Origin of the sequence: Citrobacter sp. KTE151, from assembly GCF_000398845.1 — a bacterium.
In the GTDB taxonomy this organism is placed as follows: domain Bacteria; phylum Pseudomonadota; class Gammaproteobacteria; order Enterobacterales; family Enterobacteriaceae; genus Citrobacter; species Citrobacter braakii.
Genome location: NZ_KB976059.1, coordinates 144,415 through 169,256 on the forward strand (window position 1 = coordinate 144,415; position 24,842 = coordinate 169,256).

Annotated in this window: 24 protein-coding genes; 11 read left to right on the forward strand and 13 right to left on the reverse strand. The window is 51.6% G+C overall.

Features of this window, described 5'->3' with window-relative positions; all coding sequences use genetic code 11:
- Positions 1-45: 45 nt before the first annotated feature.
- A complete protein-coding gene (gene dcuA, locus WC7_RS23510) occupies positions 46-1,347 on the reverse strand; it encodes an anaerobic C4-dicarboxylate transporter DcuA (RefSeq protein ID WP_016151387.1) in 1,302 nt (433 codons plus the stop codon).
- Between the two features lie 115 nt (positions 1,348-1,462).
- The gene (gene aspA, locus WC7_RS23505; RefSeq protein WP_016151388.1) at positions 1,463-2,899 is read right to left on the reverse strand and encodes an aspartate ammonia-lyase; all 1,437 of its coding nucleotides are present in this window, start codon (positions 2,897-2,899) and stop codon (positions 1,463-1,465) included.
- 338 nt (positions 2,900-3,237) lie between these two features.
- On the opposite strand from aspA, the gene WC7_RS23500 reads away from it, so the two are divergent.
- Positions 3,238-3,714, forward strand: coding sequence for an FxsA family protein (locus WC7_RS23500; RefSeq protein WP_016151389.1), 477 nt, complete (start codon positions 3,238-3,240; stop codon positions 3,712-3,714).
- Positions 3,715-3,762: 48 nt separating this feature from the next.
- Here the strand turns inward: WC7_RS23500 and yjeH are convergent, their stop codons facing one another.
- On the reverse strand, positions 3,763-5,028 hold the full coding sequence (yjeH, locus tag WC7_RS23495; RefSeq protein WP_016151390.1) for an L-methionine/branched-chain amino acid transporter: 1,266 nt from the start codon (positions 5,026-5,028) through the stop codon (positions 3,763-3,765).
- 275 nt (positions 5,029-5,303) lie between these two features.
- Between yjeH and WC7_RS23490 the strand changes: the two genes are divergently transcribed.
- From WC7_RS23490 to WC7_RS23480, 3 genes are all read left to right on the forward strand, one after another.
- Positions 5,304-5,597, forward strand: coding sequence for a co-chaperone GroES (locus WC7_RS23490; RefSeq protein WP_000027827.1), 294 nt, complete (start codon positions 5,304-5,306; stop codon positions 5,595-5,597).
- 43 nt (positions 5,598-5,640) lie between these two features.
- On the forward strand, positions 5,641-7,287 hold the full coding sequence (groL, locus tag WC7_RS23485) for a chaperonin GroEL (RefSeq protein ID WP_003025464.1): 1,647 nt from the start codon (positions 5,641-5,643) through the stop codon (positions 7,285-7,287).
- Between the two features lie 252 nt (positions 7,288-7,539).
- On the forward strand, positions 7,540-7,893 hold the full coding sequence (locus WC7_RS23480) for a DUF4156 domain-containing protein (protein ID WP_016151391.1): 354 nt from the start codon (positions 7,540-7,542) through the stop codon (positions 7,891-7,893).
- An 86-nt stretch (positions 7,894-7,979) separates the two neighbouring features.
- Here the strand turns inward: WC7_RS23480 and yjeJ are convergent, their stop codons facing one another.
- The gene (yjeJ, locus tag WC7_RS23475) at positions 7,980-8,843 is read right to left on the reverse strand and encodes a YjeJ family protein (protein WP_016151392.1); all 864 of its coding nucleotides are present in this window, start codon (positions 8,841-8,843) and stop codon (positions 7,980-7,982) included.
- A gap of 183 nt (positions 8,844-9,026) precedes the next feature.
- Positions 9,027-10,055: an EF-P beta-lysylation protein EpmB gene (gene epmB, locus WC7_RS23470; RefSeq protein ID WP_016151393.1), complete on the reverse strand. Its 1,029-nt coding sequence runs from the start codon at positions 10,053-10,055 to the stop codon at positions 9,027-9,029.
- Between the two features lie 41 nt (positions 10,056-10,096).
- On the opposite strand from epmB, the gene efp reads away from it, so the two are divergent.
- The 3 genes from efp to ecnB all read left to right on the forward strand — a co-directional run bounded on the left by efp (position 10,097) and on the right by ecnB (position 11,109).
- Positions 10,097-10,663: an elongation factor P gene (gene efp, locus WC7_RS23465; RefSeq protein ID WP_003025478.1), complete on the forward strand. Its 567-nt coding sequence runs from the start codon at positions 10,097-10,099 to the stop codon at positions 10,661-10,663.
- A gap of 57 nt (positions 10,664-10,720) precedes the next feature.
- Positions 10,721-10,855 (forward strand): lipoprotein antitoxin entericidin A, encoded by a 135-nt coding sequence (gene ecnA / locus WC7_RS23460; protein WP_016151394.1) that lies wholly within the window; start codon positions 10,721-10,723, stop codon positions 10,853-10,855.
- Positions 10,856-10,962: 107 nt separating this feature from the next.
- Positions 10,963-11,109, forward strand: coding sequence for a lipoprotein toxin entericidin B (ecnB, locus tag WC7_RS23455; RefSeq protein WP_016151395.1), 147 nt, complete (start codon positions 10,963-10,965; stop codon positions 11,107-11,109).
- A gap of 30 nt (positions 11,110-11,139) precedes the next feature.
- Here ecnB and WC7_RS23450 read toward each other — a convergent pair whose 3' ends face one another.
- Entirely contained in the window at positions 11,140-11,739 is a 600-nt protein-coding gene (locus WC7_RS23450) for a LuxR C-terminal-related transcriptional regulator (protein ID WP_016151396.1), read from the reverse strand.
- A 255-nt stretch (positions 11,740-11,994) separates the two neighbouring features.
- On the opposite strand from WC7_RS23450, the gene sugE reads away from it, so the two are divergent.
- On the forward strand, positions 11,995-12,312 hold the full coding sequence (gene sugE, locus WC7_RS23445) for a quaternary ammonium compound efflux SMR transporter SugE (protein WP_016151397.1): 318 nt from the start codon (positions 11,995-11,997) through the stop codon (positions 12,310-12,312).
- Here sugE and WC7_RS23440 read toward each other — a convergent pair.
- Together WC7_RS23440 and blaCMY are read right to left on the reverse strand one after the other, a co-directional pair.
- On the reverse strand, positions 12,309-12,842 hold the full coding sequence (locus WC7_RS23440) for a lipocalin family protein (RefSeq protein ID WP_016151398.1): 534 nt from the start codon (positions 12,840-12,842) through the stop codon (positions 12,309-12,311). The genes sugE and WC7_RS23440 overlap by 4 nt on opposite strands.
- Positions 12,843-12,935: 93 nt before the next feature.
- On the reverse strand, positions 12,936-14,081 hold the full coding sequence (gene blaCMY / locus WC7_RS23435; RefSeq protein ID WP_016151399.1) for a CMY-2 family class C beta-lactamase: 1,146 nt from the start codon (positions 14,079-14,081) through the stop codon (positions 12,936-12,938).
- A 131-nt stretch (positions 14,082-14,212) separates the two neighbouring features.
- On the opposite strand from blaCMY, the gene ampR reads away from it, so the two are divergent.
- Positions 14,213-15,085: a LysR family transcriptional regulator AmpR gene (ampR, locus tag WC7_RS23430; RefSeq protein ID WP_016151400.1), complete on the forward strand. Its 873-nt coding sequence runs from the start codon at positions 14,213-14,215 to the stop codon at positions 15,083-15,085.
- 44 nt (positions 15,086-15,129) lie between these two features.
- On the opposite strand, the gene frdD is transcribed toward ampR, so the two are convergent.
- Genes frdD through frdA form a run of 4 tightly spaced genes read right to left on the reverse strand, consistent with a single transcriptional unit; the run spans position 15,130 to position 18,420 of the window.
- Positions 15,130-15,486, reverse strand: a complete 357-nt coding sequence (gene frdD, locus WC7_RS23425; protein ID WP_003025535.1) for a fumarate reductase subunit FrdD — start codon at positions 15,484-15,486, stop codon at positions 15,130-15,132.
- 10 nt (positions 15,487-15,496) lie between these two features.
- The gene (gene frdC / locus WC7_RS23420) at positions 15,497-15,892 is read right to left on the reverse strand and encodes a fumarate reductase subunit FrdC (protein WP_016151401.1); all 396 of its coding nucleotides are present in this window, start codon (positions 15,890-15,892) and stop codon (positions 15,497-15,499) included.
- A 10-nt stretch (positions 15,893-15,902) separates the two neighbouring features.
- Positions 15,903-16,637, reverse strand: a complete 735-nt coding sequence (frdB, locus tag WC7_RS23415; RefSeq protein ID WP_006686291.1) for a fumarate reductase iron-sulfur protein — start codon at positions 16,635-16,637, stop codon at positions 15,903-15,905.
- Complete coding sequence (gene frdA, locus WC7_RS23410) at positions 16,630-18,420, reverse strand: fumarate reductase (quinol) flavoprotein subunit (RefSeq protein ID WP_016151402.1); 1,791 nt, start codon at positions 18,418-18,420, stop codon at positions 16,630-16,632. The genes frdB and frdA overlap by 8 nt, the downstream gene beginning before the upstream one ends.
- A 324-nt stretch (positions 18,421-18,744) precedes the next feature.
- Between frdA and epmA the strand changes: the two genes are divergently transcribed.
- Both epmA and yjeM read left to right on the forward strand, forming a co-directional pair.
- Positions 18,745-19,722: an elongation factor P--(R)-beta-lysine ligase gene (epmA, locus tag WC7_RS23405; protein WP_003830517.1), complete on the forward strand. Its 978-nt coding sequence runs from the start codon at positions 18,745-18,747 to the stop codon at positions 19,720-19,722.
- 214 nt (positions 19,723-19,936) lie between these two features.
- Positions 19,937-21,439: a glutamate/gamma-aminobutyrate family transporter YjeM gene (gene yjeM / locus WC7_RS23400; protein WP_016151403.1), complete on the forward strand. Its 1,503-nt coding sequence runs from the start codon at positions 19,937-19,939 to the stop codon at positions 21,437-21,439.
- Between the two features lie 80 nt (positions 21,440-21,519).
- On the opposite strand, the gene mscM is transcribed toward yjeM, so the two are convergent.
- Positions 21,520-24,834 (reverse strand): miniconductance mechanosensitive channel MscM, encoded by a 3,315-nt coding sequence (gene mscM / locus WC7_RS23395; RefSeq protein WP_016151404.1) that lies wholly within the window; start codon positions 24,832-24,834, stop codon positions 21,520-21,522.
- Positions 24,835-24,842 lie beyond the last annotated feature (8 nt).

Sequence of the window (24,842 nt, forward strand, 5' to 3'; positions counted from 1 at the left end):
GAGGAGGAGGAACTGCAGGGCGCGAAGGCACCCTGCAGTAAAGTCTTACAGCATGAAGCTGCCCAGCAAGAAGCCGAAGCAGACAGCCAAAAGCACGCCCAGAGTACCCGGGATGAAGAACGGATGGTTAAAGACGAATTTACCGATGCGGGTTGTACCGGTGTCATCCATCTGCACCGCCGCAACCAGAGTTGGGTAGGTTGGCAGAATGAACAGGCCAGAAACAGCGGCGAAAGACGCAACAGCAGTCAGTGGGGAAACGTTCAGAGCCAGAGCCATCGGCATCAGTGCTTTAGCGGTTGCAGCCTGAGAGTACAGCAGCGCAGAAGCAAAGAAGAAGATGACAGCCAGCAACCACGGATGACCCTGAATTACGCTACCTGCAGTATCTTTGATCCAGTCAATGTTGTGAGATACGAAGGTATCACCCAGCCATGCAACACCCAGGATACAAATACAGGCGCTCATACCCGCTTTAAAGGTGCTGGAGTTCAGGATGGAGTCTGTTTCAACGCGGCAGACGATCGTAGTCAGCGTCGCGACGCTCAGCATGATGATCAGGATTGCGTTGGTGGTGTTCATCAGCGGTTTAGCGACCAGGCCGAGGCTTGGGCTGTTGATGATGGCGTATACAACTACGCAAATCACGCCCAGCAGGAACAACCAAACGGAGGTTTTCGCGCCAGCTTTGATTTCAACTTGTCTTTCACCACGCAGTTCAACCAAACCTTCTTCCAGACGCTTACGATAAATCGGGTCGTCAGACAGTTTGGAGTTGAACAGCATCGTTACCAGGAAGGACATCACCAGAACGGCCAGCAGAGTGGACGGAATGACCACGGACAGCAGGTGAATGTAGCTGATGCCATGACCTTCCATTACGGAAGACATGTAAACCACGGCTGCGGAGATTGGCGACGCCGTAATCGCAATCTGTGCAGAAACCACTGCGGTAGAGAGCGGACGGCAAGGTTTGATACCTTGTTCCTTCGCGACTTCAGCGATAACCGGCAGAGTTGCCAGAGAGATGTTGCCGGTACCGGCAAAGATAGTCAGGAAATAGGTCACGATTGGTGCAAGGATCGTGATGTATTTCGGGTTTTTACGCAGCAGTTTTTCAGTTTGATGAACCAGATAGTCCAGACCACCGGCAATCTGCATGGCAGAGATGGCAGCGATAACCGCCATGATAATGGAAATAACATCGAACGGAATATTACCTGGTTTTACGCCAATAGCGGCAAGAACCAGAACACCCAGCCCACCTGCAAATCCAATACCGATACCCCCAAGTCTGGCACCTAAAAAGATTGCCAGCAAAACGATGATAAGTTCTAAAACTATCATATTAGCCTTCCTTGTTGTTTAACAAGTTGATATTAAATTGTTGTTTTTAAGTAACTTCGAGTAAGAAAAAAGGCACGTCATCATGACGTGCCTTCTCCGGTACTACCCTACACGATTACTGTTCGCTTTCATCAGTATAACGTTTTGCTTTATAAGCAGGGTGCATCAGGTTCTGTGCAGAGAAGATATCGTCCAGTTCAGACTCGGTCAACAGACCGCGTTCCAGGACAACTTCACGTACGCTCTTACCGGTTTCGGCACAAATTTTACCGACGATGTCGCCGTTGTGGTGACCGATGAACGGGTTGAGGTAAGTAACGATGCCGATGGAGTTGAATACAAACGCTTCACAGACTTCTTTGTTAGCAGTGATACCACTAACGCATTTTTCCAGCAGGTTGTAGCAAGCATTGCTCAGAATGTGAATGGATTCAAACATTGCCTGGCCAATGACCGGCTCCATTACGTTCAGCTGCAGCTGACCAGCTTCAGATGCCATAGTAACGGTGATGTCGTTACCGATGACTTTAAAGCAAACCTGGTTTACGACTTCTGGAACAACTGGGTTCACTTTTGCTGGCATGATAGAAGAACCAGCCTGCAGTTCCGGCAGGTTGATCTCGTTCAGACCAGCACGTGGGCCAGAGGAGAGCAAACGCAGGTCGTTACAGATTTTGGACATCTTAACAGCCAGACGTTTCAGTGCGCCGTGAACCATAACGTATGCGCCGCAGTCAGAAGTTGCTTCAATCAGGTCTTCTGCCGGAACACAGGCGAAGCCAGTGACTTCAGCCAGTTTCTGTACTGCCAGCGGGGAGTATTCTTTCGGCGTGTTCAGACCAGTACCGATTGCAGTTGCACCGAGGTTAACTTCCAGCAGCAGCTCAGCGGTACGACTAATGTTTTTCACTTCTTCTTTCAACAGTACGCTGAAAGCATGGAATTCCTGACCGAGGGTCATCGGTACAGCATCCTGCAGCTGGGTACGGCCCATTTTCAGGATGTCCTGGAATTCAACAGCTTTTTGTTCGAAGCCTTCACGCAGCTGGTTCAGGGCATCGATCAGTTTGATGATGGATGCGTATACCGCGATACGGAAGCCAGTTGGGTAAGCGTCGTTGGTAGACTGACATTTGTTAACGTGGTCGTTCGGGTTCAGGTACTGATATTCACCTTTCTGGTGACCCATCAGTTCCAGACCGATATTGGCCAGCACTTCGTTGGTGTTCATGTTGACGGAGGTACCCGCACCACCCTGGTAAACATCTACCGGGAATTGATCCATGCATTTTCCGTTATTCAGGACTTCATCACACGCCGCGATGATGGCATTTGCCACACTCTTAGGAATGGTTTGCAGCTCTTTGTTGGCCATTGCCGCTGCCTTTTTAACCATTACCATACCGCGAACAAATTCAGGAATGTCGCTGATTTTGTTGTTGCTAATGTAGAAGTTTTCAATCGCTCTCAGAGTGTGAACACCGTAGTAGGCGTCCGCTGGAACTTCCCTGGTACCCAACAAGTCTTCTTCGATACGAATGTTGTTTAACATGTGAACCTTCTTTTTCAAGCTGCCAATGATTTGACTAAACACACAGGATATATGTGATTTCGATTGTTTCTCGACCGACGATTATCCCCTGCATCGGTCTGATACTCGAGATCATATGCTGGTTCAGGATTTCTACCGTAATCTGGATCACTTAAAGCGTGGAATTTACCCCTTATTTATTATTCTGTGAAATGGATCACCCCTTTAGGATTAATACTAAAAATAAGTGTACAAGCGACTTGAAATTTTGCTAACCACCTCAACATCTAATTGATGCGAGTCACATAATTCATCGGACAGGCGTTGAAAAAAACGACTGTTATTGACAGGAGAACCCTTTGCGCTGGATACCATTACTTGCCATTTTTCTCTATGTTTACATAGAGATATCTATTTTTATTCAGGTTGCCCATGTCCTGGGTGTCCTGATGACGCTGATTTTGGTTATTTTTACGTCGGTTATCGGTATGTCTCTGGTTCGTAACCAGGGATTTAAAAACTTTTTACTGATGCAACAAAAAATGGCGGCTGGTGAAAGTCCGGCTGCAGAAATGATCAAGAGCGTGTCGCTGATCATTGCTGGTCTGCTGTTGGTACTGCCCGGTTTTTTCACCGATTTCCTCGGTCTTCTTCTTTTATTACCCCCGGTGCAAAAACATCTGACGATGAAACTGCTTCCGCATTTGCGTTTTTCGCGTATGCCGGGCGGTGGTTTCAGCGCCGGAACCGGTGGCGGTGAGACCTTTGATGGCGAATTTCAGCGCAAAGACGACGATCGCAACCGTATTGATCATAAAGACGATCCTCGGGATTAAGCATCAGTATGCGGGCCGGATAAGCGTGAGCACCATCCGGCAAAATGCTTATCTGCCGGATGACGGCGTCAACGTCGCCTTATCCGGCCTGCGGGGTAAAAATAGCCACAGCCCTGCCAACATAATCAGCGCATACAGGCTCTTCCAGCCAACCATTGCCAACAGCAGCAGACACAGTAGACCGCCAATGACCGCCAGCATGCGATAATGCCCTTTCAGTAATCGACATCCCGCCAGCATGCACAGCAAATAAATCATAATAAAGATGCCGTTAGCATAGACGATTAAAGCATCGAGATTGATTTTCAGCATATAGATGCACAACGTACTGATCACGCAGCAGCCCAATACGGCGTTTAGCGCATTGCGCGGAAGGTGACGGGGAGACAGACGCGCCAGATGACTTTCCGGCTTATATTGCGCTTGCGACCAGACCAGCCGGGCGAAGCTTTGAATATAAATGTTGAGACTGGCAAAACAGGCCAGATAACCAATGATGCAGGCGACCCACAGTGCCTGTACGCCAAATAACTGCACGACGATCTCTGGCAGTGATGCCGCCGCCGCCATTTGCTCACCGTAGGCGCCAAAATGAAGCACGACGACGGTGCATGCCCAATAAACAGAGCCCGCAAGCAGCAGGCCGATCATCAGCGCGCGCGGGAAATCCCGCTCCGGGTTTTTGAATTCAGATGCCAGATGGGCAAACGCTTCAAGGCCAACAAAACACCAGAACATCACCGACAGCGCGGCGAACAGTCCGGGGAGCTCAATCTCGGTTATCGCAGGGAAGGGGATTTCGCCAGGTTTCACATCGCCTGCCCACCAGATGGCGACAATGAGGGCAACAATCAATCCGGCAATGACCGTTTGCAGATTAGCGCTAGAGCTGGCACCGTGGGAGCCTATATACCAAACCAATGCCAGCGTACCGAGCTCTGCCAACAGAAGCTGTTCGTCATGCCAGCCAAACATCGCCTGACCAAATCCGGCGGCAATATGTAATGCCGCAGGCAAGCCGACGGGAATCACCGACAAAAATAGCCATCCGGTGACGTGCTCCAGGCGTGAGCCAAAGGCCATACCAACAAAATGCGCCACGCCACCCGCGCTGGGAAAATGACGACCCAGTACGGCAAAGACAATCGCCACGGGAAAGACTAAAACAATCAGCACCGGCCAGGCCCACAGGCTGTTGTTGCCAGCCACCAGCGCGGCTAGCGCAGGGACGGCGAAAACGCCTGTACCTAGCAATGATGTCGACAACAGGCCAATGCCCTGAGCCAGTCCCAGCTCTTGTTTCAGTCCGCTCATAAGTTGTTATCCGGTTATGCCCATTGACCGGGCTACAGCGCAGATTTTTGATGGTATCACAATCGTATTTGCTTATGACGACGTGACTGAAATCGTTATAAAATGTGATGCGCGTCGGCGTTTTGACGGAATTTTATGCTGATATAAATTTTTTTTCGCTTGCCCCCTTGAAGGTACAAAGCCCCATCCCCATTTCTCTGGTCACTAGCCGGGAAACCGTTCACGGGCCGGCGTCACCCATAACTGATAAAGACTTTCTCAAAGGAGAGCTATCAATGAGTATTCGTCCGTTACATGATCGTGTGATCGTCAAACGTAAAGAAGTTGAATCTAAATCTGCTGGCGGCATCGTACTGACCGGTTCTGCAGCAGGTAAATCAACTCGTGGCGAAATCATCGCTGTCGGTAAGGGCCGCATCCTGGACAACGGTACCGTACAGCCGCTGGACGTTAAAGTCGGCGATATCGTTATTTTCAACGATGGTTACGGTGTTAAATCTGAGAAGATCGACAATGAAGAAGTGTTGATCATGTCTGAAAGTGACATCCTGGCAATTGTTGAAGCCTAATCCGCGAACGACACTGAACATACGAATTTAAGGGAAAGAGAAAATGGCAGCTAAAGACGTAAAATTCGGTAACGACGCTCGTGTGAAAATGCTGCGCGGCGTAAACGTACTGGCAGATGCAGTGAAAGTTACCCTCGGTCCAAAAGGCCGTAACGTAGTTCTGGATAAATCTTTCGGTGCACCGACCATCACTAAAGATGGTGTTTCCGTAGCCCGTGAAATCGAACTGGAAGACAAGTTCGAAAACATGGGGGCGCAGATGGTGAAAGAAGTTGCCTCTAAAGCGAACGACGCTGCAGGCGACGGTACCACCACCGCAACCGTACTGGCGCAGTCCATCATCACTGAAGGTCTGAAAGCCGTTGCTGCGGGCATGAACCCGATGGATCTGAAACGTGGTATCGACAAAGCTGTCGCTGCTGCCGTTGAAGAACTGAAAGCACTGTCCGTACCGTGCTCTGACTCTAAAGCGATTGCTCAGGTTGGTACTATCTCCGCTAACTCCGACGAAACCGTAGGTAAACTGATCGCTGAAGCGATGGACAAAGTCGGTAAAGAAGGCGTGATCACCGTTGAAGACGGTACCGGTCTGCAGGACGAACTGGACGTGGTTGAAGGTATGCAGTTCGACCGTGGTTACCTGTCTCCTTACTTCATCAACAAGCCGGAAACTGGCGCAGTAGAACTGGAAAGCCCGTTCATCCTGCTGGCTGACAAGAAAATCTCCAACATCCGCGAAATGCTGCCGGTGCTGGAAGCAGTAGCAAAAGCCGGTAAACCACTGCTGATCATCGCTGAAGATGTTGAAGGCGAAGCGCTGGCAACTCTGGTTGTTAACACCATGCGCGGTATCGTGAAAGTCGCGGCGGTTAAAGCGCCTGGCTTCGGCGACCGTCGTAAAGCGATGCTGCAGGATATCGCTACCCTGACCGGTGGTACCGTTATCTCTGAAGAGATCGGTATGGAGCTGGAAAAAGCAACTCTGGAAGATCTGGGTCAGGCGAAACGCGTTGTTATCAACAAAGACACCACCACCATCATTGATGGCGTGGGTGACGAAGCTGCAATCCAGGGTCGCGTGACTCAGATTCGTCAGCAGATCGAAGAAGCAACTTCCGACTACGACCGTGAAAAACTGCAGGAGCGCGTAGCGAAACTGGCAGGCGGCGTTGCGGTTATCAAAGTTGGTGCTGCGACTGAAGTTGAAATGAAAGAGAAGAAAGCCCGCGTTGAAGATGCCCTGCACGCGACCCGTGCTGCGGTAGAAGAAGGTGTGGTTGCTGGTGGTGGTGTTGCGCTGATTCGCGTAGCGTCTAAAATTGCCGGTCTGAAAGGTCAGAACGAAGACCAGAACGTAGGTATCAAAGTTGCGCTGCGCGCAATGGAATCTCCGCTGCGTCAAATCGTACTGAACTGCGGCGAAGAGCCGTCTGTAGTGGCTAACACCGTGAAAGCGGGTGACGGTAACTACGGTTACAACGCTGCAACTGAAGAATACGGTAACATGATCGACATGGGTATCCTGGATCCAACCAAAGTAACGCGTTCAGCTCTGCAGTACGCGGCTTCTGTTGCGGGTCTGATGATCACCACCGAGTGCATGGTTACTGACCTGCCGAAAGGCGATGCGCCTGACTTAGGTGCTGCTGGTGGTATGGGCGGCATGGGTGGAATGGGCGGCATGATGTAATTTAATCTTCATACTTCAAACCGCAGGTTCATTGGCTGCGTTCGTTTACCCCAGTCACTTACTCATGTAAGCACTGGGGGATTCATGAACCTGCCGCCTGTCTGCAACTTGAATTATTTGATTAAATACGTATCTCGCGAAAAATGAGAAACCCTCGGGCAGAAATGTCCGGGGGTTTTTCTTTTGGTCATCTTTTTAGTATATGATTCAGCTACGGACATAACGTCCAGCTCATTGATTATGGGGAATGACATGCACGTGAAATATTTAGCAGGGATCGTTGGTGCCGCGCTACTGATGGCGGGTTGTAGCTCCAGCAACGAACTGAGTTCAGCCGGGCAAAGCGTACGCTTCGTCGAAGAGAAGCCTGGCGCAGAGTGTCAACTGATTGGCACTGCAACCGGTACGCAAAGCAACTGGCTTTCTGGCCAGCACGGCGAAGAGGGTGGCTCTATGCGTGGCGCAGCAAACGATCTGCGTAACCAGGCTGCGGCAATGGGTGGTAACGTGATTTATGGCGTCAGCAGCCCATCACAGGGAATGCTGTCCAGCTTTGTTCCTACTGCCAGTGAAATGACCGGACAGGTTTATAAGTGCCCAAATTGATAAATGCTGTTGATGCAGGATGGCGACGCTAAAACGTCTTATCAGGCCTACGATACAAATTCGTCGGCCTGATAAGCGCAGCGACATCAGGCATTTTGAGCGTTATGCACAGACTGAGCGCGTAAATGATGCAGCGCGCGCAGGCACTGATCCTGATTGAGCTTTTGCGCCTTATCACCCGTCAACGTTCTGACAAACACCTGGCACGGTACACCAGCAAGCTTTTTCAGCCGTGGGCTGAAATCGAGAAGACGGCGAGTAATGGCTTCGGCCTCTTTGCTGCCGGAAGTGGCGCGAGTTTTTACTACCGAACCACAGAACTGGGCTTTTCCTTGATCATCTGTATAGCGGTAAATAATCGCCAGATAATGATTAAACAGGCTTTGTTTCCATTCTGGGTGCGTATAAGAGTCGTATTCCAGATTGTCGTTTTCTTGGCAATCAACATCGTACAGCGGCAGGAAATCCAGCAGCGATGTAATTCGTAGCGCTAATTCCCGCATGCCAGCATTATTTATTGCATGAATAACAGCATGGATCAGCACCCGAATCTGTAGTTCATTAATCAGTAATTCACACGTTTGTCCATCATGCAGTGTCAGAGAAAATGTTAAGTTTTCGCCTTTGTCATCCACTAACATCAGCGAATTTATGCGACGATTAATGTCGGCATTTTTTAGCTCATCTTCCTGAATTAAAGGAATATTTTCGTGCATCTTTTGGCTGACTTTATCGCATTCCTTCTCATATTGCGCATGCTCTTCTTCGCTAAGCTGATGTTTGACGGATAGCCTGCTTTCCAGGGCGATAAGCAGATCTCTTAGCCCAAGCGGAGAAAGAAAAAATAACGACGCTTTATTCCTTGGTTCTTTTATCTTTAATGCTAAAGCAATAAATTCATTCTTTTGACGAATAACACCGGTATTAATGCCCTTAATACTTATAGCCATAAAAGGTTCTCCCTAACCATATATTTATTAATATTCTGGATTTTGCTCTGATTATACAAATTATGAATTAATGACTTTATAGCGCTAATTAAAATAGCACAGATTAAAAGCGTGGCTCCACTTGTGAGGATTTAAATAATAAGTAATCGTGGTGAGTGTCCGAAATCGGACACTCAATAATGGTTATTGTTGGCGTAGTTGCAGATCCAACGGCGTTTTACTTGGCTCTCCGCCAATTTCACGCGCCAGTTTGGGGACCATATAGCCGGAAACCAACGTCAGCAGTTCACGCATAATGTGACGTGCCTCATCGTCGCTGACCATAAAGTGGGCGGCACCTTGCACTTTGTCCAGTACGTGCAGGTAATAGGGCATCACCCCCGCATCAAACAGAGTGTTGCTCAGGTTCGCCAGCGTTTGTGCGTTATCGTTCACGCCACGCAGCAAAACGCTTTGGTTGAGTAGCGTGACGCCAGCGGTACGCAGTCGGACCATCGCCTGGTGAAACGCCTCATCGACCTCATTGGCGTGGTTAATGTGGTTGACCAGCAGAACCTGCAGGGAGGAATGCGCAAAGCGCTGGGCCAGTCCTTCAGTAATGCGCGCGGGGATCACAATCGGCAAACGGCTGTGAATGCGCAGACGCTTAATGTGCGGGATGGCTTCCAGTTGCGTGAGTAACCAGTCCAGTTCATGGTCCTTGGCCATTAGCGGATCACCACCGGAGAAGATAATCTCATCCAGCTCAGGATGCGCGCTAATGTAGTCCAGGGCGACCTGCCAGTTGCGCTTATTGCCCTGGTTTTCGGCATACGGGAAGTGTCGGCGGAAGCAATAGCGACAATTTACCGCGCAACCGCCTTTAACCAACAACAGCGCCCGGTTGCGATATTTATGCAGCAAACCGGGGACCACGCTGTGCTGTTCTTCCAGCGGATCGGTCGAGTAGCCAGGTGCAGCAACAAACTCTTCCTGGGAAGTAAGTACCTGACGCAAAAGCGGATCGTCCGGATTGCCTTTTTCCATACGAGCAATAAAGGCGCGCGGTACGCGCAGGGCGAAAAGTCGTCTCGCGTCGCGTCCGGCCAACAGTTTTTCATCTGCGTCTATATTCAAAAGATGCAGAAGTTCATCAGGATCGGTCACAACATCGGCAAGTTGCGATAACCAATCTTCTCTGGATGGGGTATTTAGGGTTACAATATGCGCCATTTTGTGGCTTAGCTACCAGTTAACAATTTTCAGAGGGCCTTATGGCAACGTACTATAGCAACGATTTTCGTGCTGGTCTTAAAATCATGTTGGACGGCGAACCTTATGCGGTTGAAGCCAGCGAATTCGTTAAACCAGGTAAAGGCCAGGCATTTGCGCGCGTTAAGCTGCGTCGCCTGCTGACCGGTACTCGCGTAGAGAAAACCTTCAAGTCTACAGACTCCGCTGAAGGCGCAGACGTAGCCGACATGAACCTGACCTTCCTGTATAGCGACGGTGAGTTCTGGCACTTTATGAATAACACCACTTTCGAACAGCTGGCTGCAGACGAGAAAGCGGTAGGCGATAACGCTAAATGGCTGCTGGACCAGGCTGAATGCATCGTGACCCTGTGGAACGGTCAGCCGATCTCCGTGACTCCGCCAAACTTCGTTGAGCTGGAAGTCGTTGAAACTGACCCAGGTCTGAAAGGCGATACCGCTGGTACTGGCGGCAAACCGGCTACTCTGTCTACTGGCGCAGTCGTTAAAGTTCCGCTGTTCGTACAGATCGGTGAAGTGATCAAAGTGGATACTCGCTCAGGCGAATACGTTTCTCGCGTAAAATAAGATATCTATTTGATCTTATGGCGCAGGTTGCTGCGCCATACTTTTTCCAGGGCAGGAATGATGAAACGTCTTCTCAGTCTTGTAATGCTCATCCTTTTCACCAGCACTCTCCTGGCGGGTTGTAATACCGCGCGCGGCTTCGGTGAAGACATCAAACATCTTGGCAATTCAATCTCTCACGCCGCCAGCTAACACTCTCTCATAGTCTTAAAAACGGTTGTTTATCCATCACACTTCCGGATCTTGTCTATTATTAATGAGCTATACACAAACAATATTGGCTAGAAAAGGAAGACGTTATGGTTAAAAAGACAATTGCTGCGATCTTTTCTGTGTTGGTTCTTTCTTCAGTGTTGACTGCGTGCAATACCACGAAAGGTGTTGGGCAGGATATCTCTGAGGGCGGTAGCGCAATCTCTGGTGCAGCGACAAAAGCTCAACAATAATCATGAACGGTACGACGTCACGTCGTACCGTTAATTCCCCTTCCCGGGGAGTGAGAGAAACGGTGAGAAGCGGTTCCCCATGTGCAGTTTCATGCGGATATTCCGTTTATAGGTGTAGACCGTCTTGCCATGAATGCTGAGTGCGGCGGCTATCGCATTGTTACTCACACCATCCATCCACATTGACAATACTTTCTCCTCCTGCGGCGTAAGCAGCGGAGTCGCGTTTTCGGCTATTTCTAATGTGGGGCGAAGCTGTAGCGCCTCCTGAATCGTGTGTGAGAGCGCGTTCAGCGTGGTGTGCTTGGTTAAGACCGAATAGGCGACGGATTGAGAGGAAGCAATTGAGGTGTGCTGTCTTTCAACTGATTGCAGTAAAATCAGCGGGATGACGCCGCAGCTCATGAAAAAGGGTTTAATTGGCGGACTGGTATGCGTCTCGCTAATAAAACTGTATAAATCCGCGATCACCAGATGCGGCTTCCACTGCAAAATATGCTCTTTTGCTAACAGGAGATTATTGATCCCTGACACAAGAAATGAGGAGCTGAACCTGCCAGAATGATTAAGCAAGGCCTCAATCCCTGTGCGGGTAAAGTGGCACCGGTCAATCACTAAAATTTTAAGCATAACCTTTTCGCATTCAGAAGAGAGGCAATCGACTTTCCGGATTCAGAAAGCCCTTCATCATAGAGAACTCCATGAGTGCCAAATGCGGGAACTACGCCGCTAATTATGCTTAATTCTTGCTTTTAGCGGGCAGTGAATAAAAAGGTTGAAATTCATTTTCTCTCGGGAAAAAATGCCATTTCACACATCAGCTTTGCAGGACGACCTGCAAACGCTTCTTTCACCGGGGACGGCCCCATTGTTCTGGAGCCTGATATGTCCTGGATCGTTTTATTAATTGCAGGTCTGCTCGAAGTTGTCTGGGCGATTGGCCTGAAATATACCCACGGTTTTACGCGTTTGACGCCAAGCATTATCACTATTGTGGCAATGATCGTCAGTATCGCCATGCTCTCCTGGGCAATGCGTACGTTGCCTGTAGGAACCGCCTATGCCGTATGGACCGGTATCGGCGCAGTCGGGGCGGCCATTACAGGGATTCTGCTGCTGGGTGAATCTGCCAGCCCGGCGCGGTTACTGAGCCTCGGGCTGATTGTGGCCGGTATTATTGGCCTCAAGCTGAGCACCCACTAAGCGCCAGGCTGTTTTACCCAAATCAGCTTATTCACCTCAAACCCTTCCCGGGTCGCGATGGCCAGCATTTGCTGTTTCATTTCATCTGAAATAGTAGGGGTCCGTGAAAGGATCCACAGGTAGTCGCGATCCGGCCCGCAAACCAGCGCGTGACGATATTCCCTGTCGAGGGCAATCACGTTATACCCGCCATAGAAGGGGCCAAAAAACGAGACCTTGAGCGCAGCGCGGTTTGGGTCGCCAGTGAAGTAGGCTTTCCCCTCCGTTTTCTGCCACATTCCTCTGTCCGGGTTATAGCCCTTGTTAATAACATTGATACCGCCGTCGTCGCGCAGGCTGTAGGTAGCAGTCACTTTTTCCAGTCCGCGCTCGAATCGATGGTCGAAACGCGCAATTTCATACCAGGTGCCCAGATAGCGTGTGGCATCAAAGTTATTTACTACGGTAACACCTTTCGGTGGTGTTGGGGTGCTGCAAGCGACAACCAGAAATGCAGCCGTAACTGCAGCAACGACGGGCAGAATGCGCATGGGATTTTCCTTGCTGGATTTTTGTTAAGTGTAGATGACAGCAGGAAAAAAAGAGAAAGAAAGGAAGCCCGATATCCAGGGCCTCCTTGTCCGTTACTGCAGTTTTTCAAGAATGCGCCAGGCGGCCTCGACGCGAACAGGGTTTGGGTAGCTTTTGTTTGCCAGCATCACGATGCCAAGGTTTTTTTCTGGAACGAAAGCAACATAGCTGCCGAATCCGCCAGTGGAGCCCGTTTTATGCACCCATGAGGCTTTCACGGCAGGCGCGGGCGGGTTTACCTCAACGGCAGGAAGCGCTGCCAGTGCCACTTTGCTGTCGCTACCGCTAATTATCGAGTCGGCCTTCACCGGCCAGTTCAGCATCTCCCAGCCCAGGCCCTGGTACATATCGCCAATACGCCAGTAACGTGACTGCGCAAGCTCGATGCCATGCTGGAGCGTTTTCTCCTGAACCTGGCTGGCGTCCATGTTGGCCTGAACCCAACGGGTCATATCGATAACGCTCGATTTCACCCCGTAGGCTTCGGCATCAAGTTGGCCAGGGGATACATGCACTGGCTTTCCTTCGCGATAACCCCAGGCATAATCTTTTTGTTCGCTCTGCGGAACCGTAATCCAGGTATGCGCCAGTTTTAAGGGGTGCAGGACGCGTTTGGACATCGCCTCTTCGTAGCTCATGCCTGAGGGTTTCACTGCCAGGGCGCCAAACAGACCAATGCTGGAGTTAGCATAAAGACGTTTAGCGCCTGGGGCCCATTGCGGCTGCCAGTTTTGATAAAAGCGTAGTAACGCGGCTTTATCCGTAACGTCGTCCGGAACCTGAAGCGGCAGGCCGCCTGCCGTGTAGGTGGCTAAGTGCAGCAGGCTGATACCCTGCCACTGCTTACCAGTCAGTTCAGGCCAGTACTGCGTGACCGGATCGCTGAGCTTAATTTCGCCGCGGGCGATAGCATCGCCGCCCAGCACACCGTTGAACGTTTTACTGACCGATCCGAGTTCAAACAGCGTTTGTTGCGTGACTGGACGGTTATTGGCGATATCGGCTTTACCCCAGGTAAAGTAATAAGGTTTCCCCTGATAGATAATCGCAACGGCCATACCCGGAATTGCCTGCTCCTGCATCAGCGGTGTGATGGTGCGGTTAACGATATCGGCAATTTGTTGTTCTGTTTTTGCGGCGGCAAACGTGGAGAAAGAAGCTGTCAGCAGCAGCGCGCAGCATATCGATTTTTTCATCATGAAATCAGTTCCGTAATTAAAAGCGAAAGGGTGTCCGGGCCCGTCAGACGTTATCAGTGTGTTTGATTTGCACCGTGTTGACAAACGGTTAAATTTAGCAGCAGATATAAGTTTTTCTAACAGGCCAGATAATGACGCGTAGCTATATCCCCCTTAACTCGCTGCGGGCTTTTGAAGCAGCGGCCAGACATCTCAGCTTTACCCGCGCTGCGATTGAACTCAACGTGACGCATTCTGCAATAAGCCAGCATGTGAAAGCGCTGGAGCAACAGCTGAATTGTCAGCTTTTTGTGCGTGGTTCTCGAGGGTTAATGTTGACGACTGAAGGGGAAAGTCTGTTACCTGTACTTAATGACTCTTTCGATCGTATGGCGGGGATGCTGGATCGTTTTGCCACTAAACAGACTCAGGAAAAACTAAAAATTGGCGTGGTGGGGACCTTTGCGGTCGGCTGTCTTTTCCCTCTGTTGAGCGACTTTAAGCGCCACTGTCCGCATATTGATTTGCATATTTCCACCCACAATAACCGTGTGGATCCCGCCGCCGAAGGGCTGGATTATACTATTCGCTACGGAGGAGGAGCCTGGCACGATACCGATGCGCAATATTTGTGTAGCGCGCTGATGTCTCCGCTGTGTTCACCGACATTGGCCTCGCAGATTAAAGCACCTGTGGACATCCTGAAATTTCCGTTATTACGATCGTATCGGCGTGATGAATGGACGCTTTGGATGCAGGCCGCCGGAGAAGCGCCTCCGTCACCGACGCACAACGTGGTGGTGTTTGACTCGTCCGTCTCAATGCTGGAAGCCGCGCAGGCGGGGATTGGTGTGGCAATTGCACCGGTAAGAATGTTCACGCATTTGCTCAGTAGTGAACGTATCGTGCAGCCTTTTCTAACGCAGATTGATCTGGGGAGTTACTGGATAACGCGTTTACAATCTCGTCCGGAGACGTCCGCGATGCGTGAGTTTTCCCGCTGGTTGACCGGGATGCTGCACTAATAAAAAGGCCCGCCATTGGCGGGCCTGATAATTAACGCATGCGATTAGATGGTCAGGATCCCAATAGCCGTTACAACGGTCAGGATAGCTGCCAGTCCGTAGAATACCCATTTGCCCGCAGGCACGTGGATTTTCAGGTCATGCATCGCGTGGTGCATACGGTGTAAACCACACCACAGCGGCAGAACGATCATCAGGAACAGAAACGCACGTCCGATGAAGCTCTGAGCGAATGCCAGTACGCGTTCATAGCTGAAAGCATCAGGAACAAAGCCCAGCGGCAGCATAATGCCGACCAGCAGGATCATCACCGGCGCAATGATTGCGCTCCACATACCGCCTGCACCAAACAGGCCCCAGAATACGGGTTCGTCAGAGCGTTTTGGATTTGGATTAATCATTCCGGACTCCTTACCAGAACAGGGCAACAAACAGTATTACTACTGTCGCAACCACAGTAACTGCCCAGAGACCTTTGATGATCGGCTCTGGCCCCATTTTTTCGTCTTTTACAATGATGTTGGCAGCTTTTGGCGCCAGCTCAAACCAGGTTTTGGTATGCAGCAGCGCTGCTGCCAGGGCGATAATATTCAGGATCACCACCACCGGGTTTTGCAAAAAGGCGACAAAGCCCATCCAGGACTCTGCACCATGCTTGAGTGCAAACAGGCCGATAATCAGTTCAATGCTGAACCAGACTGCCGGAACCGCCGTGCCTTCGCGCAGCATGTAAAAACGATAAAATGGCAGCTTTTTCCACCAGGTGGACGTCATTGGTCGCACATAGGGTTTGCGTTTAGTCGTCATCGTGCACTCCTTAGCGTGGTTTCAGGGTAGCGATAAGAAAGTCTTTTGAACTTTCAACTTTACCCTGCTGAATGGCCGCAGCCGGATCGACGTGTTTCGGGCAGACTTCGGAGCAGTAGCCCACAAAAGTACAGGACCAGACGCCGTTCGGGCTGTTCAACTGAGCCATACGCTCCTTCTTACCGTGGTCGCGGCTATCTTCGTTATAACGATGCGCCAGCGTAATCGCAGCCGGTCCAATGAACTCTGGGTTCAGGCCGAACTGCGGGCACGCGGCGTAGCACAGACCACAGTTGATGCAACCGGAGAACTGATGATACTTCGCCATCTGCGCCGGAGTCTGGGTGTTTGGACCCTGATCCGGTGTACGCGGATTACCGATGATGTACGGTTTGATCGCTTCCAGGCTTTCGATAAAGTGCGTCATGTCGACGACCAGATCGCGCTCAATCGGGAAGTTGCCTAGCGCTTCAACCTTCATGCCGTTGGTGTAATCACGCAGGAAGGTTTTGCACGCCAGTTTAGGTACATTGTTGACCATCATGCCGCAGGAGCCGCAGATCGCCATACGGCAGGACCAGCGGTAGCTCAGGTCCGGTGCCAGGTTATCCTTGATGTAGCCCAGCGCATCCAGCAGTGACGTGGTTTCATCATAAGGAACTTCGTAGAAAGCACTGTGCGGCGCGGTATCGGTTTCCGGGTTATAGCGCACCACCTCAACTTTCAGGTTTTTCATCTCAGCCATTCGCCTTCTCCTTCTTATCGGCTGCTTCCGCTTCGCCACCGTAAACACGTTTAGCCGGTGGCAGAGTGGTGATTTTCACGTCGCTGTATTCCAGGCGAGTCGTGCCGTCAGCATCGCGGAAGGCGAGGGTGTGTTTGAGGAAGTTCACATCGTCACGCTCGGTGCAGCCTTCATCCAGACGCTGGTGCGCGCCGCGGGATTCTTTACGCGCCAGAGCAGAGTGCGCCATACATTCAGCAACGTTCAGACCGTGACCCAGTTCGATGGTGTACAGCAGGTCGGTGTTGAAGACGCTGGAGGTATCAGTGATACGTACGCGCTTGAAGCGTTCCTGCAGCTCCGCCAGTTTATCAACGGTTTTCTGCATGAGTTCCGGTGTACGGTAGATACCGCAACCTTCTTCCATGGACAGGCCCATTTCGTCACGGATCTTAGACCAGTTTTCGTTACCTTCCTGGTTAACCAGATCTTTCAGACGTTTTTCAACGCCAGCAACCTGCGCATCGAGCGCGGCACTGTTTGCAGCGCCAGCCGTTGCAGCACGTTCTGCAGCCTGTTCACCGGCCATACGACCGAAGACCACCAGTTCCGCCAGGGAGTTAGAACCCAGACGGTTAGCGCCATGCAGACCAACAGAGGAACATTCGCCCACAGCGAACAGACCTTTAATGCGGGTTTCACAGTGCTGATCGGTTTCGATACCGCCCATGGTGTAGTGCGCGGTAGGACGTACCGGGATCGGCTCTTTAACCGGATCGACACCCACGTAGGCTTTCGCCAGTTCGCAGATGAACGGTAAACGTTCGAGCAGTTTTTTCTCGCCGAGGTGACGCAGGTCGAGGTGAACTACATCGCCACGCGGGGTGGAAATGGTGTTGCCTTTACGCCATTCGTGCCAGAAAGCCTGAGAAACTTTGTCGCGCGGACCGAGTTCCATGTATTTGTTTTTCGGTTCGCCCAGCGGGGTTTCCGGACCCATGCCGTAGTCTTGCAGATAACGGTAGCCGTTTTTGTTGACCAGGATACCGCCTTCACCACGGCAGCCTTCGGTCATCAGGATACCAGAGCCTGGCAGACCCGTCGGATGATACTGAACGAATTCCATATCACGCAGCGGAACGCCGTGGCTCAGCGCCATGCCCATACCGTCGCCAGTTACGATGCCGCCGTTGGTGTTGTAACGGTAAACACGACCTGCGCCGCCCGTTGCCATCACAACAGCATTAGCACGGATCTGCATCAGCGTGCCTTCCATCATGTTCATGGCAACCAGGCCGCGAGCATGGCCATCATCAACCAGGATATCCAGAACGAAGTGTTCGTCAAAGCGCTGAATCTGCGGGAACTGCAAAGATGTTTGGAACAGCGTATGCAACATGTGGAAGCCGGTTTTATCCGCGGCAAACCAGGTACGCTCGATTTTCATACCGCCGAAGCGACGTACGTTGACGCTACCGTCTTCACGGCGGCTCCATGGGCAGCCCCATTGTTCCAGTTGCGTCATTTCAGTTGGGCAGTGGTGGACAAAGTAATCCACGACATCCTGCTCACACAGCCAGTCTCCGCCTGCTACCGTATCGTGAAAATGGTAGTCAAAGCTGTCATGATCCTGCGCGACAGCAGCAGAGCCGCCTTCGGCAGCAACGGTATGGCTGCGCATTGGGTACACTTTTGAGATCAGTGCGATTTTAGCGTTGGGATTTGCTTGTGCGGCAGCAATTGCAGCACGTAATCCCGCGCCACCGGCGCCTATAATGGCAAGATCGGCTTGAAAGGTTTGCACGACATTCCTCCAGATTGTTGTTATTTCATTCCTGCCTGAAATCAGATGCTTCATCGGCTTCAAACAGGTTATGAACGCGTTTCCACTGCTCCTTTATAGGTACAATAGTATAGTCTCAGGGATGTGCGGGAAATTTGACGTGTTCGATTTTTTTAGCGTGTCAAAGGGGGGAATTATCATTGAATTTGATTAATTTAATTACTAAACCACCCCATGTCGCTTTTTTTATCAAATTGCCAGTGTGGATTATTGGCGCGCGAAATTTGTCTCGTTAACGCGATACGAGTAGACTTCGTGCCCTTGTCTTAAATCGGAGAAACAACCATGAGCGAAACGGCAACCTGGCAGCCGAGCGCGTCCATCCCCAATCTGTTAAAACGTGCAGCAATTATAGCGGAGATTCGCCGCTTTTTTGCCGATCGTGGCGTGCTTGAGGTTGAGACCCCTTGTATGAGTCAGGCAACGGTAACGGACATCCATCTGTTCCCGTTCGAAACGCGTTTCGTCGGCCCTGGACACTCCCAGGGAATGAATCTCTATTTAATGACCAGCCCGGAATACCATATGAAGCGCCTGCTGGTGGCAGGATGCGGCCCGGTGTATCAACTGTGCCGCAGCTTCCGTAATGAAGAGATGGGGCGTCATCATAACCCTGAATTCACCATGCTCGAGTGGTATCGTCCGCACTACGATATGTATCGCCTGATGAATGAAGTGGATGATTTGCTCCAGCAGGTGCTGGACTGCTCACCTGCGGAAAGTCTCTCTTACCAGCAAGCCTTCCAGCGCCATCTGGAGATAGACCCGCTGTCTGCAGATAAGACCCAACTGCGGGAAGTGGCGGCGAAATTGGATCTCAGTAATATCGCCGATACCGAAGAAGACCGGGACACCTTACTGCAGTTGCTGTTTACGATGGGCGTTGAGCCGCATATTGGCAAAGACAAACCGACGTTTGTGTATCATTTCCCGGCCAGCCAGGCATCACTGGCGCAAATCAGTACCGAAGATCACCGCGTGGCTGAACGTTTCGAGGTTTACTACAAAGGTATTGAGCTGGCGAATGGTTTCCATGAATTGACCGACGCGCGCGAACAGCAGCAGCGGTTTGAACAGGATAACCGCAAACGTGCCGCACGTGGCTTGCCGCAGCAGCCTATCGACACCAACCTGCTTGAAGCGTTAAAAGTGGGTATGCCGGATTGCTCTGGCGTGGCGCTGGGCGTTGACCGTCTGGTGATGCTGGCGTTGGGCGCAGAGAGCCTGGCCGAGGTTATCGCATTTACCGTCGATCGCGCGTAACGCACTCTCCTTCAATACAAAGTGGCGGTGAAATAGCCACTTTGTAGCATATTTTTTCATTTACCCTCTAATAGCCACAATTTACTCCTGGATATTTGATATCGTTCAGGTATCAATTCTGTGTTGATTTTTCTATCGCTGAACTCTGAAAAGAGGGCAGTGCCAACCGGTGAGTGGCGTTTGTTAAACGCTTGCCAGAGTAAGGGATGGTTTAATGACCCAAACAATAAAAAAGATGAGCCTTATAGGTCTCATCCTCATGATATTTACGTCTGTTTTCGGTTTTGCGAATAGCCCCTCCGCATTCTATTTAATGGGGTATAGCGCGATTCCGTGGTATATATTTTCTGCATTATTATTCTTTATCCCATTTGCTTTAATGATGGCGGAAATGGGGGCTGCCTATCGGAAAGAAGAGGGCGGAATCTATTCGTGGATGAATAATAGCGTTGGGCCACGCTATGCGTTTATCGGCACGTTTATGTGGTTTTCTTCCTATGTGATATGGATGGTAAGCACCGCAGCGAAAGTCTGGGTACCTTTTTCAACCTTCTTATTTGGCGCAGACATGACGCAGCACTGGCGTTTTGCGGGGCTTGAGCCTACGCAGGTCGTCGGGTTGCTCGCCGTTGGTTGGATGATTCTGGTAACCTGCGTTGCCTCCCGGGGTATTAATAAGATTGCTCGTATTACGGCTGTAGGCGGAATTGCCGTAATGTGTCTTAATTTAGTTCTGTTGTTAGTGAGTGTCGCTATTTTGTTATTAACTGGCGGTCACTTTGCGCAGGATATTAATTTCATCTCCTCACCTAATCCTGGATATCAGTCCGGTCTGGCCATGTTGTCATTTGTTGTGTTTGCCATTTTTGCATACGGCGGAATAGAAGCCGTGGGTGGATTAGTTGATAAAACAGAAAAGCCAGAAAAGAACTTTGCGAAAGGCATTGTCTTTGCCGCGATTGTCATTTCTGTCGGTTATTCACTGGCCATATTTTTATGGGGCGTTAGCACCAACTGGCAGCAAGTATTAAGCAATAGCTCGGTCAACCTCGGCAATATAACGTATATCCTGATGAAAAGCCTCGGGATGACGTTAGGTAACGCGCTGCATGTTTCTCCTGAAACCGCGATGACGACGGGGGTGTGGTTCGCGCGTATCACCGGGCTTTCTATGTTTCTCGCTTATACCGGCGCTTTTTTCACGCTCAGCTATTCGCCACTGAAAGCGATTATTCAGGGAACGCCGAAGGCGCTGTGGCCAGCGCCGATGACCAAACTGAATGCCGTGGGGATGCCGACGACGGCAATGTGGTTGCAGTGCCTGCTGGTGAGCCTGTTTATCCTGCTGGTTTCGTTTGGCGGCGATACGGCTTCAGCGTTCTATAACAAACTGACGCTGATGGCGAACGTCTCGATGACGCTGCCGTATCTGTTCCTCGCGCTGGCGTTTCCGTTCTTTAAAGCCCGTACGGGCCTGGAAAGACCGTTTGTTGTCTTTAAAACCCGAGCGGCGACGTTGCTGGCCACATCGGTGGTTGTGCTGGTGGTGACGTTTGCCAATGTGTTCACCATCATCCAGCCGGTGATTGAAGCTGGGGACTGGAACAGCGCATTGTGGATGACCGGAGGCCCGATCTTCTTCTCGCTGTTGGCAATGGCGATTTATCAGAACTACAGCCGCCGCACGGCCAACGAGCCTGAGTGGGCGGTGGAGTAAACTTCCTGCTGAATCCGGCCTACAAAAATGATTCTTCGTAGGCCGGATTCGGCGAAGCTGCCATCCGGCATCATTTTTGTTTACAAACTCCCCGCCGGGCGACTGCTTCTGCCCGCAGAACTTAAGGTTCTTCCCGTTTGCTTACCGCCGAGGCTCTCCAGACGCATCTGGAACGGTGGGAACGGCATATCGATACCGTGCTCGCGGAAGCCTGCCAGAATCAGCTGGTGGATTTCGTGGCGCAGCGGCATACGATGCCCCATCTCAGCGGCATAAATACGCAGTTCGAAGATTTGAATCCCTTGCTGCAGGTCAACCAGGAAGACTTCTGGCGCCGGGTTATCGATAACCAGCGAGCAGCGTTGTGCGGCAGTAAGGAGGATCTGCGTAACCTCCTCGCTGTTAGCCTCCGACGGTGCCGGGATGGTTAATACCACACGGGTGACCGAATCCGATAACGACCAGTTGATAAACTGCTCGGTGATAAAGGCTTTGTTGGGCACGATGATCTCTTTGCGGTCCCAGTCGCTGATGGTCGTGGCGCGGGTATTAATTTTCGTCACGCTACCGGTAAGATCGCGAATCGTCACCGTGTCGCCAATGCGGATTGGTTTTTCAAACAAGATAATCAGGCCCGAAATAAAGTTGGCGAAGATCTCCTGCAAACCAAAGCCCAGACCGACACCGAGAGCCGCTACCAGCCATTGCAGTTTGGACCACTCAATACCGATCATTGAGAAGCCAACCAGACCGCCAATCAGCATCAGCAGGTACTTGGTGATGGTGGTGATGGCGTAACCGGTGCCGGGGGTTAAATCGAGATGTTGCAGCAGCGCCAGCTCCAGCAGCGCGGGCAGGTTGCGCACTAACTGGGTAGTGATGATAAACACCAGGATTGCGATAAGCACTGCACCCAGCGTTATCGGCTCTAAACTTTCCACACCCTGCACCGTGGAGGTGACATCCCACAACGAGATATTTTCCAGGAAGCCGAAAGCGGAATGAATTTCTGACCACAGCACAATGACCGAGAGCAGGGCGATAAGCATCAGGATAGAGCGCACCAGGCGCAGTGATTGCGCGCTGATAGCATCCAGATCCACTTCGCTTTCATCAACATCAATCGTGCCTTCAAGGCTGGTGGAATGCGCTGGTTCTTCTTCACCCCGTGCGCGCTGCGCCAGCATTTCGGCACGTCGATGCTTGGCGCGGTCAAACGCCAGCCGGCGGCGCTGGATCAGCATCCAGCGGCGGATAACGTGATACACCACCAGTAACAAGAACCAGATAGCTACGGACGTTTCCAGACGCGCCAATAAAGCTTGCGACGTGGCGAGATAGCCCACTGCCGCAGCGAGAATGGCAATCAGCGGTGCGCCCATCAGCATATTCCACAGCATGCTGTTGACCATGTTATCGCTGTTGCCTTCTTTATCGAGGTACAGCGGTATCCCGGCGCGTTTCAGGCTCAGGGTTACGACCGCCAGCGCACCGCAAATCAGAATAAAGCACAGACGCCCCAGTGAGGCGGAGAATTCCCGGTCATTGAGATTATCAAACATAATCACCGCCATGATCAGCGGCACAATCAGCCCGATACTCATCAGGTAATAGTGCATGGCTTTCGCGACGCGGTTACGCGGCCAGCCAAAGTGGGCAATGAACAGACCGTTGGGGCGCGCAAAGGTGGCGCAAATCATTACTGCCCACAGCATGGGCACCGTGGCGGTAACGCCATCGCCGATAGCGACAGCTAATGGATAAGGCCAGGCTTCCTGCAATCCGTAACCGAGCGTTGCCCACAGCACCGGCAACGGAGAAGCGACGAGTATCGACCAGAACACCGTGCGTATCGTCAGCCAGAAGTGATCCTGGGTGACTTTTCCGACCCGCGCAGATGAACGCTCCAGAAAACGGGTGAAGTGTTTGCGTGAAGAGAGGCTAAAGCCAACCAGCACCAATGCCGCGAAAAGCGGCAGCAGCGTTTCTTTGCTGGTCAGCATCATGATGCTGGCTTTGCCCAACTGATTAAACGTATCTAATGAGATCAGACGCCGCAGATCCTGGACGATGTCGACAGGCCAGGAGAGGGAGATGGGGCTAACGTCCGAGGTCCAGAAAAGATAGCGGTGCGTTGCTTCGTTGACCTCTTTTAGCGCATCTTCCAGTTGGCTGTTAGAGACTTTGAGCTTGGTCAGCTCAAGGATCAGCGTATCGCCACCCTGTAACAAAGAGTTCAGCAGCTCACGTTGGGTGCGTAACTGGGCGTTGAGAATGCTGCTCTGTTCAGCGGTCAGCGGTTGTCCATCGGCCTGATGAATCTGACGCAACTGCGGCTGTTTGTTGAGGAGATCCTCATAGCGCATACGGTGCACGCGAAGCTGCGCCATTTCGGTATCCAACTGCTGAGGCTTGGGCATTTCCGGTAAACGGGATACCTGCGCGCGCAGCGCTTCTCCCAGCATATTTGAGACCCCAAGCCACTGAGACTGCTCTCTCAGCGTATTCAATGCCTGGCGCACCTGTAGCGTTTGGCTGGCGGCTTGACGCTGTTGCGAGGCGACCAGGTCCATACGTTGCGCCTGCTGGTTTAATGCCTGAGACAGTTCGCGGTTAACCTTGAACTGGTCGACAATACCTTCCGGCAGTCCCGCGCTGTTTTCCGCCAACAGTTCGGTGCTTTCCAGCGCTCGCTCTGCCTCACGCTGACGTTGACTGTTGAGCTGGTTGCGCAAAGCCTGCAGGTAAGTATCGAGCTGCTGGCTCTGTTTTTCCGCCAGCTCTGAGCGCATACGCGCCAGCTCCTGGCGGTTATTAGCGGAAAGCTGCGCCAGCTCCAGTTCATCGACCAGGGCTTTGAGTTTGGCTGATTCAGCCTGCATCGCCTGATTCTGCGCGGGATTAGAGTTGGCGGTACCAATACGTCGCTCAAGCTCATTTAGCTGGCGGCGGGCATCGGTTTGCTGTTGAGGAAGCTGGCTTAACGAGTCGGCGATTTCCCGGGCGCGATCCTGCTCCTGCTGGGCCTGACGACTCTTTTCCAACAGTTGGCTGCTGACCTGGAGGATCTCCTGGTTTAACGCATCGGTGGTGAGTCCGGTTGGCACATTGCGCGGTTCGTCGCGCAGGTTGCTAAGCTGCGCGCGTAATGTTGCGGACAGCTTGGGGAAGTTATCAATAACCTGCTGATATTGCTGGGCACGCTCGAGAGAACCTTTACGCTCCTCGAGGGCATTCAGCGCGGACTGGAGAGCCTCGACGGTTTCTGGCTGAGCAGGTTTCGCCGCTTTTGCCTGCTCCAGTTCCTGGGTGAGTTGTTTGGCATCGGGTGCCGTCGCAGCGTACGCCCCCAGGCTGAGGCACCAGGCCATCAGAAAAGTGATAATCAGGCGCACAGCAGCGA